Consider the following 13,765-nt stretch of genomic DNA (forward strand, 5'->3'; position numbering starts at 1 on the left):
CGCGTCGATGCCGACAATAACGTGCGCGCGATGAAAACACCGCTTCTTTCCGGCCTCGTCCTTTTCACTTTCCTCGCCTCATGCGCGTGCCTTGCCGACGGCCCGGCGCCCGCGAGTGTCCGCCTCGCCGACGTGCGGCTGCGCGATTGCTGCGTGTATGCCGACGCAAGGACGCAAACCTACCATCTCGTCAGCTCCACGGGGCGGCGCGGGCCGGGCGGCCGGCCCGCCGTCGTGCACTACACAAGCAAGGATCTCGTCAACTGGACGGGGCCGCGCGTGGTGTTTGAGATTCCGGAGGGCTTCTGGGCGCAAAAAGGAATCTGGGCGCCGGAGTTGCACGAATACCGCGGAAAATACTACCTGTTCCTCACGTTCGACACCGACACGCCACTTTGCGAGCAGTGGCGCGACTGGCTGCCCCGCGTGAAACGCGGCTCGCAGGTGCTCGTGGCGGATTCGCCGGAGGGGCCGTTTCGCGCGTTCGGGGAAACGCCTGACCGGTCCACGCTGCCCCCCGACATGATGACGCTCGACGGCACGCTCTGGGTCGAGGATGGTGCGCCCCACATGGTGTTTTGCCACGAGTGGGTGCAGATCAAGGACGGCACGGTGGAGTATGTGCGATTATCGGACGACCTTTCCACGACGGTCGGCGAGCCGAGGCGGTTGTTCAACGGGAGCGACGCTGCGTGGAGCAAAAAATCCGCCGAATACGGCTGCCATGTGACCGACGGTCCCTGGCTGCACCGCACGGCGTCGGGAAAACTGCTCATGCTCTGGTCAACAGGCGGCGCGGAGGGCTATACGACGGGCTATGCCGTGTCGGACTCGGGAAAACTCGCGGGCCCGTGGCGCCAGGAGCCGCGGCCGATTTTCGCGGACGACGGCGGACACGCGATGATGTTCCGACGGTTCGGCGACGGAAAACTGATGCTGATTTTGCACACGCCGAACAAAACGCGCTACGAGCGCGCCGTGATTTTTGAAATCGAGGAGGAGGGCGACTCGCTGCGCGTGGGAAAGCGGATTGGCGCGTAGAAAAAGCGTTTCCCCGCTTGTTTTGAATGACCGGAAAAGGGGATTTTATACCATCTCCGAACGAAATTTATATTTCAGGTAGGGCGAGGCGTCCCCGCCGAGCCGCGGCTCAGCCGGAGGCTTCGCCCTACCTTAATAAATCTATAACCGACTGGAAACTGGCATGATGCGAATACGGGCAGTTTCCCGTTCGGATCAGGCCGAGTAGGTCGCCTCGAAGATGTTGCCGCTGGCGGCGGCGTTTTTCTTCACCGCGCCGTTGGCCGCAAGGTGTTCGAGTATCTTGAAGGCGAGTTCGGGCGAGCCGCCGGCCTGCGCGGCGAGGGATTCGGCCGTGAAAGGTTTGCCGGGCGCGGCGGCAAGCGCGGCGGTGAGTTTTTGTTTCAGCGCGATCACGCCGCCCGCGGCTTTCTTGCCCGCCTCGACGCCGGGCTGGTGATAGGCGTTGATGCCGACCAGCGAGGCGTAGAGTCCGGTGGCGCGCTCGTAGAGCGCGATGAGCATGCCGAGCGTGCGCGGCGAGACATCGGGCACGGTGAGGGTGATGGACGGGCGGTCCTTCTCGCTGAGCGCGTCGCGCGTGCCGAGGTAGAAGCCTTGCAGGTAGTCGCCGGCGGTGATGCCGGGCTCGACTTCGAGGGAGGCCGCGGCGGAGCGATCCTTGAGCACTTCGATGAAGGTGACGAAGAAGTTGTTCACGCCTTCGCGGAGTTGCTGCACGTAGGCGTGCTGGTCGGTCGAGCCCTTGTTGCCGTAAACGGCGATGCCTTGGTTGACGACGTGGCCCTGGAGGTCGAGTTCCTTGCCCAGCGACTCCATGACGAGTTGCTGGAGGTAGCGCGAGAAGAGGAGGAGGCGGTCTTTGTAAGGAAGAATGACCATGTCCTTTTCGCCGCGTCCGCGGGTCGCGTGGTGCCACATGAGGGCGAGGAGCGCGGCGGGGTTCCGCGCGGTGACGGGCTGGCGCGTCACCGCATCCATCGCGGCGGCGCCGTCGAGCATGGCCTGGATGTCGATGCCTTGGAGCGCGGCGGGAAGGAGGCCGACGGCGCAGAGTTCGGAAGTGCGCCCCCCCACCCAGTCCCACATGGGGAAGCGGGCCAGCCAGCGGTCGGCGACGGCGGTCTTGTCGAGCTTGGAGTCCGCGCCGGTGACGGCGACGAAGTGTTTCGTGTAATCGAGCCCGGCGGCGCGGAAGGCGGCGGCGGCCTCGATCTGGCCGTTGCGGGTCTCGACGGTGCCGCCGGACTTGGAGATGACGACGACGAGGGTTTCGACGAGTTTGCCGGCGAGCGCGGCGAGGACGTAGTCGATGCCGTCGGGGTCGGTGTTGTCGAAGAAGTGGATGGTCATTTTGTCCGCGCCGGGCCGGCCGAGCGCGTGGTTGACGAGTTGCGGGCCGAGCGCGGAGCCGCCGATGCCGACGACGAGGAGCTGGGTGAATTTCGCGCCGCCGGGCGCGGCGATGGCGCCGGAGTGGACCTTGGCGGCGAAGTCCTTGATGGAGGCGAGCGTGGTCACGATGGCGTCGCGGAGTTCGGGGGTGGGCGCGAGGGTGGCGTTGCGCAGCCAATAGTGGCCGACCATGCGCTTTTCGTCGGGGTTCGCGATGGCGCCTTTTTCGAGCGCGGCCATGTCGGCGAAGGCGCGTTGCGCGGCGGGCTCCATTTTCGCGAGAAAATCATCCGGGAAGGGCATGCGGCTGATGTCGAGCGAGAGGCCGAGGGTGGCGTTGTGGAGGAAGTATTTTTTGAAGCGTTGCCAGGTATTGTTGCTCATGGTGGAAAGCGCTCGGGAGCGCGAGCCGGGTGTTTTGGCGGAAATGCGCGCCGGGGGCGAGGCGGATTTGGCGCGCGGCGGAGATTTTCCTCGTCAGGCAGACGCGAGCCGGGCGTTATGGGAAAACGTTTTTCAAAATGGCCATGTCGCGGACAATCTGGTTGTTGCTGCTGTTGCTGTGGTCGGGCGCATTGCGCGGCCAGGAGGACCGCGCGACGGCGCGGGAGACCGCGGGTGCGGGCGGCGCGACAGGCGCGGCGGCGGAGGAGGGGCGTCCGGCGAGGACATGGCTGGAAGCGCAGATCGCGCTGACACGGCGCGGGTTCTCGTGCGGGTCGATCGACGGGAAGGCCGGTCCGCAGACGCGGGCGGCGTTGCGGGTGTTTCAGGCGCACGAGGGGTTGCGTGCAAACGGCGTGCTGGACAACGCGACGGCGGAGGCGCTGGCGTTGCGCGGGCCGGATTTTGCGCAGCGCGAGGTGACGGCGGCGGACTTGGCGCGGTTGCAACCGCTGGCATCGACTTGGCTCGGCAAGTCGCGGCAGCGCGCGCTGGCCCACGAAAGCATCCTGGAAATGTTTGCCGAGGAGTCGCACGCGCATCCGGCGTTGGTGCGAGAGTTGAATCCCGGCATTGATTGGGCGCGCGTCGGCGAGGGCGCGTGGGTGACATTGCCGGACGTGACGCGCGAGGCGCCGCCGCCGGACGCGCGGGCGGCGCGGGTGCTGGTTTTTATCGGGGAGCGGATGTTGCAGGCGCTGGACGAGGACGGGCGCGTCCTCGCGCATTTTCCGGTGAGCATCGCCCGTTATGTGGAGAAGCGTCCGCTGGGATCGCTAAAGGTGACGGTGGTGATCCCGGACCCCGATTATACTTTCGCCCCGGACAACTTTCCCGAGTCGGCGGAGGCAAGGGAACTGGGGCAAAAACTGATTCTCGCGCCGGGGCCGAACAATCCCGTGGGGGTGGCATGGATCGGGCTCGATCGTCCGGGCTATGGCATCCACGGCGCGCCCGAGCCGGAAAAAGTGGGGCGCACGGAGTCGCATGGCTGTTTCCGGCTGGCGAACCCCGACGCCCGGCTGTTGCTCGAACTGGCCTGGGTGGGAATGCCGGTGGAGGTGCTGGAGTAGAGCGCGCAAAACCTCGCGGGCGGCGGCCGGCATCACGCAGCCTCGCGGCACCAGCGCCAGAAGGCGACGCCGGACAGCAGCACGACCACGGCCATGTCGCCGAGTTTCATGATGCCGGCGGCCAGGAGCTGGTCCTCCTTTGGCGAAAGCAGGGCGAACAGGCGGGGCGCGTATTCGTATGTCGGATACAGGACATCCCCGGAGAACGCGATGAAGGCAAACACCGGCGTCATCGCGATGGTCACAGCCACGAGGTAGAGGATCCGCAGCCCGGGACGCAGCGGCGGAAACTCCGGCGAGGGCGAGAGCACCGGGCGCCAGTAAAACAGCGCGGCGCCGAAAAACATCACGTGCTCAATGATGTGGACGGTTTTGTTTTGCAGCGCGGCCTCATAAAAAAACGGCGCATGCCAGAGCGAGAGCGTGAGCACAAACACGATGCCGCAAACCACCGGGTGCAGGATCACGCGCAGCAGCGGGCGCAGCGCCGGACGCGCCGTGACGGGTTGCGCGAGCCAGGGCGGAATGCCGGCAAGGAAGAGCGGTGCCGCCACGTAGATCAGGAGCTGGTGCTGCACCATGTGCGCGCTGAGCAGGAAGCGTTCGCCGACCTGGTCGAGCGGCGAGCCCACGGCGAGATAGAAGACAAGCAATGCGGAGTAGAACCAAAGCGCGTTTTTCTTGGGATACGACGGCGTGTCGGCGGGAGCGATGCGCGGACGCAACGGACCGGTGAGGACGGCGTAAAGCCAGCCGAGCAAAATCAGTCCGCCGACGAGATGGGGTTCGTTGTGCCAGTGCCGCCAGTCGATCATCGCCAGAAAGCATGTCCGGCAAAGGCTGACGAACAAGGCGCAACAAATTCGCTGGCAGGCAAAAAAACATAAAACAAAAGTCCGGATGCCTTTTCCTGATGGGGGCACAGGCAAAAAACGTCGTGCCATACGGATGCGCCTGGAGCGGACAGGAATGAGAGTGTCATTATTTCAATTATTACTAAATTACCCAACAAACAGATTTAATCTTGCCGTTTTTATCCCCTTAGGTTGTCTATCATTTTGTTTTACATGAGTACCGATCCTGTTGCGGCCCCGGCCGCACCCAAACCTCTCAGCGCCAACGAGGGCATCAAAGCCCGCTCGAATTTCCTGCGCGGCACCATCGCGCAGGAGGTTGCCGACACGTCAACCGGCGCCATCGGCGAGGAAAACTCGCAGCTCACCAAGTTTCACGGCCTCTACATCCAGGACGACCGCGACCAGCGGCGCGAACGCGCGAAGTTGAAGCAGGAGAAGGCCTACGGTTTCATGCTGCGCGTGCGGCTTCCCGGCGGACGCTGCACGCCCGAGCAATACCTGAAAATCGACCGGCTCGGCGAGGAACTGGCCAGCCCGAGCCTGCGCCTGACCACGCGGCAGACGTTTCAGTTTCACGGCGTGGCGAAGGGCGACTTGAAGAAGCTCGTGCAGGGTTTGCACCAAGTCTGGCTCGATTCCATCGCGGCTTGCGGCGACGTGAACCGCAACGTCATGGCGCCGCCCAATCCCGAGCGTTCCGCCGTCCACCAGCGCGTGTATGAGCTCGCGAAGGGTTTTAGCGAATTTGCGCTGCCCAAGAGCCGCGCCTACCACGAAATCTGGCTCGACGAGGAACTCGTCGCGGGCGGCGAGCCGAAGCCCGAGTCTCCCGCCGCTCCTGCCCCCGAGGTCGAGCCGATGTATGGCCCGACCTACCTGCCGCGCAAATTCAAGGTCGGCTTCGCCGTGCCGCCCTCGAACGACGTCGATGTCTTTTCCCAGGATCTGGGCTTCATCGCGGTGGTTGAAAACGGCGAACTGGCCGGCTTCAATGTCACCGCCGGCGGCGGCATGGGCATGAGCCACGGCAATGCCGAGACCTACCCGCGCCTTGGCGATCTCATCGGCTTCGTCACGCCCGACAAGGTCAACGCGCTCGGCTTCGCTGCCATCACCACGCAGCGCGATTACGGCGACCGCACGAATCGCAAGCACGCGCGCCTGAAATACACCATCGCCGACCGCGGCATCGCCTGGTTCAAGGCCGAGGTCGAGCGCCGTGCGGGTTTCGCGTTCGAGCCCGCGCGTCCCTTCCGGTTCACCACCATCTCCGACGAATACGGCTGGCACCGCGCCGCCGACGGCACGTGGTTCCATCTGCTGTTTATCCTTTCCGGCCGCATCAAGGACACGCCCGGCTGGCCCATGCGCGCGGCGCTGCGGGAAATCGCGCAAATCCACACCGGCGACTTCCGCCTCACGCCGTCGCAGAACCTCAGCATCTCCGGCATCACCGACGAGCAGCGCCCGCGCATCGAGGCCATCCTGCAAAAGCACGGCCTCAATGAAACGCACCAAGTCAGCGGCCTGCGCCTCAACGCGCTGTCCTGCGTCGCGCTTCCGACCTGCGGCCTCGCGCTGGCCGAAAGCGAACGCGCCCTGCCCGGCCTGCTCGACAAGCTCGAAATCGTGCTCGATGCCGCCGGCCTGCGCCGCGATGCCATCAGCATCCGCATGACCGGCTGCCCGAACGGCTGCGCCCGCCCCTACATCGGCGAAATCGCCTTCGTCGGCCGCGCGCCGAACAAATACGCGCTGTTCCTTGGCGCGAAACTCGACGGCTCGCGCCTCAACACGCTTTACGCCCCGTCGGTTTCGCTGGAGGAAGGCGTGGAGATTCTCACGCCCATCCTGCACCGCTACGCCCGCGAGCGGGGCGAGGGAGAGGAGTTTGGCGATTTTTGCCAGCGCACCGTGCTTGCCGAAAAAAAGGCTGAAACGGAAAACACGGCCAACGGCGAAACCCCATCCGCGACCACCGCGACCGTGTGATTCATCGTTATCTTTCCTCTTTATTCTTTCTCTTTCCTCTTTCTCCCTGACCGCCTCCAGACGGAAGAGAAAGAGGAAAGAGAAAGAGGAAAGAGGGGATATTCACTATTGGCCCCCCTGTCCCCCACCCCACCCCGTCGCACGATTGACTTGCCACCTGTTTCCGCCCGGCTCCAAGATGGCCGGCTTATGGAAAAGCTCGCCCTCCTCTCCGTGAGTGACAAATCCGGCCTCGTCGAGTTTGCGACGGCCCTCGTGCAACGCCACGGCTTCCGCCTCCTTTCCACCGGCGGCACCGCCAAACTTCTGGCCGAAAAAGGCCTGCCTGTCACCGAGGTCAGCCAGCACACCGGCTTCCCCGAAATCATGGAAGGCCGCGTGAAAACCCTTCACCCCAAAATCCACGGCGGCCTCCTCTGCCGCCGCGACAAGCCCGGCCACCTTGCCCAGGCGCAGGCCAACGGCATCGCCATGATCGACCTTGTGGTGGTCAATCTTTACCCCTTCGAGCAAACCGTCGCGAAGCCCGGCGTCGCCTTCGAGGAAGCCATCGAAAACATCGACATCGGCGGTCCCTCCATGCTGCGCAGCGCGGCCAAGAATCACGAAAGCGTCACCGTGGTCTGCGATCCCGCCGACTACGACTCCGTGCTCGCCGCCCTCGACCAATCCGCCGCCGCCCCCGCGGCGCTCGCCGCGCTCCGCCGCAAGCTCGCGCTCAAGGTCTTCCAGCGCACCGCCGGCTACGACGCCGCCATCGCCGCCTATCTGGAAAAGCAGAGCGCCGCCGCCACTGGCGACACCCCCGACCTCGACGCCATCGCCGGCCTCCCCGCCACCCTCACGCTCACCTGCAAAAAGGCCCAGTCCCTTCGCTACGGCGAAAACCCGCACCAGCACGCCGCGCTCTACGGCACCTTCCACGACCATTTCCAGCAGCTCCAAGGCAAGGAACTTTCCTATAACAATATCCTCGACATCACCTCGGCCACCTACCTCATCGGCGAGTTCGAGCGCCCCACCGTGGCCATCCTCAAGCACACCAACCCCTGCGGCGTCGCCAGCGCCGCGACGCTGGTCGATGCCTGGGAAAACGCGCTCGCCACCGACCGCCAGGCTCCCTTCGGCGGCATCATTGTGGTCAACCGCACGCTCGACGCCGGCCTCGCGGAGCGCATCAAGGAAATCTTCACCGAGGTCATCATCGCCCCGCGCTTCAGCGACGACGCGCTCGCGATCTTTGCCAAAAAGAAAAACCTCCGCCTCATGATCGCCAAGGCGGGCCCCGGCGCCGACTCGCTCCTCGACGTTCGTTCCGTTGTCGGCGGCTTCCTCGTCCAGGACCGCAACACGCTTCTCGGCAAACAGGCCGACTTCAAGGTCGTGACCAAGCGCCAGCCCAACGCGGAGGAATGGGCCTCGATGCTGTTCGGCTGGCGTGTCTGCAAGCACGTCAAGTCAAACGCCATCGTTTACTGCCGCGGCGAGCAGACGCTCGGCATCGGCGCGGGCCAGATGGCGCGCGTGGACAGCTCGCGCATCGCGGTCTGGAAGGCGGGCGAGGCCAAGCTTGACCTGCGCGGCTCGGTGGTGGTGAGCGAGGCGCTGTTCCCCTTTGCCGACGGCCTCATCGCGGCCGCCGACGCCGGCGCGACCTCGGCCATCCAACCCGGCGGCTCCGTGCGCGACGCCGAAGTCATCGCCGCCGCCGACGAGCGCGGCATGGCCATGGTCTTCACCGGCATCCGGCATTTCAAACACTGAAGCCGCCCTGCCCGGGGCGACAGCATCCGCGCCGCTCCGGATGTATAACATGGAGGGACAACCTCCGTGTCATCCGCTTCGGCGCAGAGGGATGACACGGAGGTCGTCCCTCCATTTCAAGCATCGGCCGCAGTTTAATTTGATATCCGCGAATGTTATAGTGTTTTTATTAACAGTGGCGCGGCAGCGCCGGTAGGGCGAAGCCTCCGGCTGAGCCGCGGCTCGGCGGGACGCCTCGCCCTACCATTTGGGCGAAGGCTGAGGGGAAATACTATATCGCCTCCTTGCGTTTTTCGGTGCCGCGCCCTGGCCTTTTTCGTGCATGTTTTATTATGCGAACGGGAAGCGGCGGCGGTTATTCGCTCTCCAACGTTTTGATGAGTTTGCCGTCGGGCAGGCTCCAGAGTTTTATGTTTCCGTTGCTATCACTGGTCACCAGCAGTTTGTTGTCGGGGGTGATGGCGGAGCGCGTCATGCTGGTGAGCGCGGCAAGCTTTGCCATGGAGTCGCCGTTCGGGAGATGCCAGAGACCCGCTTCGGCGGGCAGCAGGATGGCCGCCAGTATGCTGCCGTCAGGACTGACGGCGGCATTCCATGTCTGGCGTCTTTCGACGGTTTTGAGGAGCGCGCCCTCGGGCAGGCTCCATACTATCACAACATTGTCGTCGCTTCCCGAGACCAGCCGCTTTCCATCCGTGCTGATGGTCGCAAAACGCAGGAACTTGCGGTGTCCCTCCAGCGTTTTGATGAGTTTGCCGTCCGGCAGGCTCCAGAGCTTTATGATATTCTTCTCGCCTTCGGCGGCCAGCAGGTCGCCGTCGGGACTAAGGGCAAGCGCATACGTATATAACGGCCTGCCTCCTTTTGCCGTCACCTGCCGCTCCAATGTTTTTGTCAAGGTGCAGCCGGGCAGGCTCCACAATTTTATGAAACCATCATCATCTGCTGTGACGAACCATTTACCATCGGGGCTGAAGGCCGCGGCATAAACTCTGGCGAAGGGGAAATGCTCGTCGCCGTCCTGTTTTTTGACGCTTTCGTTCTTGGCGAGTTTGCCGTCCGGCAAATGCCACAGTTTCATATAACTGTTATCGTTGCCCCGTGACAACAGCCACTCGCCGTCGGGGCTGATGGCGAGGCAGTCCACGTTGTCGTCGTGCGCCTCCAGCGCCCTTACAAACGCGCCGTCCGGCAGGCTCCAGAGTTTTATTTCGCCGCTGTCATCGCCGGACGCCAGCAGTTTCCCGTCGCCGCTGATGGCCAGCGCGACGACGCCTTCCTTGTGCGCGGGCGCGGCGAGGCCGGAGAATTTTTTCAACCAGTTTTTCAATTCGCCCGCCTTCAATCCCGCGAGGATTTTTTCGCAGTCGCGCCAGATGGCTTTTGTCTTGATGTCAATACCGGCCCCGTCACACAACCGAATCGCCTCCGCCGCCTCGGGCTCGTTGATCGCGCGCGTGCCGTAGGCGACACCGGGGATGCGGGGCGTGTATTGCGACACGGAGCGAAGCGCATCAAGGCCGCTGTAGCTGGCGTTGTCGGTGGCAATCCAGACAGCCGCCTGCTTTGTGTAATAGGGGACGTTTTTCTTTCCCAAAACCGCCATGAGTCTGGGCAGCTCGTCCGCGTTTTTCGGGATTCCAATGACAAAACTGTCGTGCGCCGCGGGAATGTCCTTCGGTTTGTTCGCGCAGGCGACGGGGACGCTGACGGTCTGCGCGGCTTGGCGCAGCCCGACGCGGACAGCTTCCGTCGAGACCATGTTTTGCGCCGCACTGTTGTCGCATACAAAATACGTGCCGGCGGGAATCAGCACTTCCAGCGGATACGGCATCATCCGTTTCAGCGTGACGAACAATTTGCTGATGGAGCTGCCTCTTACGGCAACCGCCACTTTGCCCTCCTTTATCAAATCCGTTATGGTTTTTTCCGCGCGCGCAGCGGGCGTGGCGGGAGCGACGGGCGCGGTGGACAGCTTGGAGGCGGCGACTTGTCGGACGCGGCCGTCCGCATCGTTTTTGGCAATATCCGCCAGCAATGCCTTGTCCGCCAGTCGCCAGAGCGCGAGCAGGCGGACATCCGCGCCGTCGTGGCGCGCGAGGGCGGCGAGCACCGTCTGGTCGGTTATTTTGTCAATCGCCTCTTCGCGGATTATGCGGAGCGTCGCGGTCGCGGCGACGTCGGCAAGCAGCCGCTGGTCGTCGAGTTTTTGCAATGCCCCGACAGCCGCTTGCGCGCTTTCGGCACTGCCGGCGTTTTTGATAATATCGACCAGCAATGACTGCTCGTGCTTGGGAAGTTTGGACAGTGCCAGTTTGCGCACTTCGCCATCCTCGTCGGTCTTGGCGATGCCGGCGAGCACGCGCGTGTCGATCAGGTTTTGCACCGCCGCGTAACGCACGGACTGCATTTCGCTGGCGTCCGTGGCGAATTTTTCGAGCAGCTTCTGGTCGGTCAGTTTGCCGACGATGGTGTCGCGGATTAAAAAGAGTTTATCATCCTCGGCGAAGGCGGCGAGCCGCGCCTGGTCGGTCATGCTTTCCACCGCGCGGAGCACGAGAGTGTGTTCCTCGTTGTCTGGAGAGGAGCCGGAGCCAGCCATGACAATTTCGGCGAGTGTGCCTTGGTCGGTGAGCACCTGCACGGCCTGCTCGCGGATTTCAAAATCGTTTTTGGCATCCTTCACAATCGTTGCCAGCATTGCCTGATCGGTGAGCCTGCCAACCGCCGCCTTGCGAAGGGCGGAATCCCCGGCGGCGTCTTGGGCGATGGCCGTGAGTATTGTCTGATCGGTGAGCTTGCCGATTGCCACCCTGCGAATGGTGAAATCCTCCGTGGTGTTTTGGGCGATGGCCGCCAGCGCGGTCTGATCGGTGAGCCTCTCGGCCGCCACTTTGCGGATGGCGGCTTGCCTGGGGGTGGTGTTTTGAACAATGCCCAAGAGCACCGTCTGGTCGGTGAGTTTGCCCGCCGCCGCCTCGCGGATGAGGGAGTCCGCGGCGTTTTTCGCAATGTCCGCGAGCACGGCCTGATCGGTGAGTTCCCCGACTATCGCCTGGCGAAATGGAATCCCCAGTGAGTTGTCCCGCGCAAGGGCCGCCAGCGCGGCCTGGTCACCGGTTTTGACCACCACACTCATACGAACAGTCAGGGACGCGGCGTGCCGGGCCAGATCCGCCAGCAATTGCGGGTCGGTTATTTTTTCCAGCGCGGCCTCGATGGTTTTCGTGTCCATGCCGCTGATGTTTCGCATGGCCTCCTGCGATCGCGAGGTTGGGCCGTCTCGCATCACCTGATCCAGCAGCTCCACCTCGCCACCGCGCATGTTTTTAAGCGCTTTCGCCAGAAACTGCTCGTCGGAGATTTTCTCAATCGCGGCATGCCGCACCCGCGGATCGCCGGTGCTCGCGGCCACATCGGTGAGCAGCGCCTGCTCGCCTGCCGCCGCCAGCGTCTCCACGGACTCCATGCGTTTCTCAATGCTCGCGCCGTCGTCCTTGGCAACGCGCGCCTGCGCCCTGTGCGTCTTCGAGCACCCGGGCAAAAACGGAAAAACAAACGCCGCGAGCACGGCGGCGAGGAACAGAGTGATGATATTATTGGGGAAACGACGGCATGGCTTCATGGCAGGGTTGTGTTGGTGTGTTGGACGGGTGTGACGGTTGAAAAATACTCGCGGGCGCGGCGTTGGAAAAATCACTCCGGGGTTGTCTGTGCGCCGGTGCACCGAGCCGCCTCCAGCGCCTTCAGCAGCCCGGCATAAAGGGATGCATCCATATCAACATGGGCGCATACGTTGACATGCCCTTGTGCGCTCGAACCGGGCATGCCCGCAAAATATCCTCCTATTTCTTTCAGCGGGGCGTCCCACTTTTTTTCGCGTGTCGTCGTATATAAAACGCCGCCGTCGGTTGAGCGCAGCTCCACGGCAAGGCTTGTATGATAATAATCACCGGTGGTTCCCCCGGAATACTGAAAGGCGCTCCAAAATGAATGCCCGATTTTGCAGTGCAGGATTGCGGACGCATTCCCGGCATCGTCCGTCATAAACACGCTGCCGGCGCTCCGGTGCTTGATTTCCTCGCAGAGTTCCTGGAAGCGGCTGGAGACGAAGCCGTCCTTGCCGTCGTGCGACACGACCACGCAGATCGTGCGGGGCCGCGGGTGCGCGCCCGCCTTCGCCGATTGCGCCGGCCAGTCCTCCGCCTTTATCACCGGGGTTTTCCAAGCATTCTCGATCCGCCGGCGCAAGTCTCCTGCATCCTTGTAATCCCCGATCAAACCAAGGATTCGCATGGCGTTTTCCTGCAAGTGGGTGGAATTGTTCGCCCTCCAAAAATGCCTGTCGGCGAGTTGGCGCGACACCTCGCCATAAAGTTTTTCCCTTATGTTTTCAGGCATGGGGGGCGCGTCATTTTTGATGATTTCCAGCAGGTTCATCCGGGCCTTCAGCATGGATTTGATATTCCCGCTCAAAATGCTGTCATAAAACGCTTTGTTTATCTCATCGGGCAATGACTTTCTTTCGAGGATTTCCCGCAGATAATTTCGCTCGCTGTCACTTAACAAATCCAGGGCATCGGATTCCTTTCCCAGCAGTTTTTCGATTTTTTCCAACGCGTATTGTTGAATCATCGCAGCGTTTCCGCCCTTGTGCGCGGCGTCCAGTTTCCCGAAAAAACCCGCGAGGAGATTGTGGGAATTGCCGCGGAGCAATTTGTCTGTGATGGCAAGCGACACCTCCAGCGCCCTGCCGGCGGCGTCCTTATAGTTTCCGGCCTTCAGGAACTGCCTGTATGCCCGCTCGAGATCGCTTTTTGCAAAATCGTTTCTCCCGGCATATGCGATTCCCGAGCGGTAGGCAGCCTCCTTATACAAATCTATCGAATCTTTGTAATCACCCAGTTCCCCAAACAGTTTTTCCGCATATGCGTAGTGTTTTTGTTTCCGTTCAAACGTTATCACCGTGTCCTCATTGGACGGGGAGGGTTTCTCCGCCTGCTCCATCTCGCGCCGCGCCGACATGTATTTTTCGTGTTTTTCGTTCTTGAGGCATCCGGCTGGCAACAGGCAAAGGGCGGCCAATGCCAGGAAGATGACCGGGGCTTTCCAAGCCGGAGCCCTGTGTTCCACCCCGCGGGTTGCACTGACTTCCGGCTGGCGGGCGTCGTTTTTTGAGTGGCGGGTTGTTTTCATGGC

General features: G+C 62.8%; 8 protein-coding genes. 4 read left to right on the top strand and 4 right to left on the bottom strand.

Annotated features, from left to right (window positions below; all coding sequences use genetic code 11):
- Positions 1-30: 30 nt before the first annotated feature.
- Entirely contained in the window at positions 31-1,041 is a 1,011-nt protein-coding gene (locus OH491_RS02785) for a glycoside hydrolase family 43 protein (RefSeq protein ID WP_084441966.1), read from the top strand.
- A 195-nt stretch (positions 1,042-1,236) separates the two neighbouring features.
- Here the strand turns inward: OH491_RS02785 and OH491_RS02790 are convergent, their stop codons facing one another.
- Entirely contained in the window at positions 1,237-2,820 is a 1,584-nt protein-coding gene (locus OH491_RS02790) for a glucose-6-phosphate isomerase (protein WP_068769427.1), read from the bottom strand.
- A gap of 143 nt (positions 2,821-2,963) precedes the next feature.
- On the opposite strand from OH491_RS02790, the gene OH491_RS02795 reads away from it, so the two are divergent.
- Positions 2,964-3,953: a L,D-transpeptidase gene (locus tag OH491_RS02795; RefSeq protein WP_334319160.1), complete on the top strand. Its 990-nt coding sequence runs from the start codon at positions 2,964-2,966 to the stop codon at positions 3,951-3,953.
- Positions 3,954-3,985: 32 nt separating this feature from the next.
- Here OH491_RS02795 and OH491_RS02800 read toward each other — a convergent pair whose 3' ends face one another.
- Positions 3,986-4,768 carry a cytochrome c oxidase assembly protein gene (locus OH491_RS02800; RefSeq protein ID WP_068769425.1) on the bottom strand — a complete coding sequence of 261 codons (783 nt, stop codon included), beginning with the start codon at positions 4,766-4,768 and terminating at the stop codon, positions 3,986-3,988.
- 252 nt (positions 4,769-5,020) lie between these two features.
- Between OH491_RS02800 and OH491_RS02805 the strand changes: the two genes are divergently transcribed.
- Together OH491_RS02805 and purH are read left to right on the top strand one after the other, a co-directional pair.
- Positions 5,021-6,802, top strand: coding sequence for an NADPH-dependent assimilatory sulfite reductase hemoprotein subunit (locus OH491_RS02805; RefSeq protein ID WP_068769424.1), 1,782 nt, complete (start codon positions 5,021-5,023; stop codon positions 6,800-6,802).
- A gap of 189 nt (positions 6,803-6,991) precedes the next feature.
- The gene (gene purH / locus OH491_RS02810; protein ID WP_068769423.1) at positions 6,992-8,566 is read left to right on the top strand and encodes a bifunctional phosphoribosylaminoimidazolecarboxamide formyltransferase/IMP cyclohydrolase; all 1,575 of its coding nucleotides are present in this window, start codon (positions 6,992-6,994) and stop codon (positions 8,564-8,566) included.
- A gap of 355 nt (positions 8,567-8,921) precedes the next feature.
- Here purH and OH491_RS02815 read toward each other — a convergent pair whose 3' ends face one another.
- Both OH491_RS02815 and OH491_RS02820 read right to left on the bottom strand, forming a co-directional pair.
- Positions 8,922-12,191, bottom strand: coding sequence for a WD40 repeat domain-containing protein (locus OH491_RS02815; RefSeq protein WP_342750849.1), 3,270 nt, complete (start codon positions 12,189-12,191; stop codon positions 8,922-8,924).
- A gap of 71 nt (positions 12,192-12,262) precedes the next feature.
- Positions 12,263-13,762, bottom strand: coding sequence for a hypothetical protein (locus OH491_RS02820; RefSeq protein ID WP_145928643.1), 1,500 nt, complete (start codon positions 13,760-13,762; stop codon positions 12,263-12,265).
- Between the last annotated feature and the right edge of the window lie 3 nt (positions 13,763-13,765).

Source organism: Termitidicoccus mucosus (assembly GCF_038725785.1).
Taxonomy (GTDB): domain Bacteria; phylum Verrucomicrobiota; class Verrucomicrobiia; order Opitutales; family Opitutaceae; genus Termitidicoccus; species Termitidicoccus mucosus.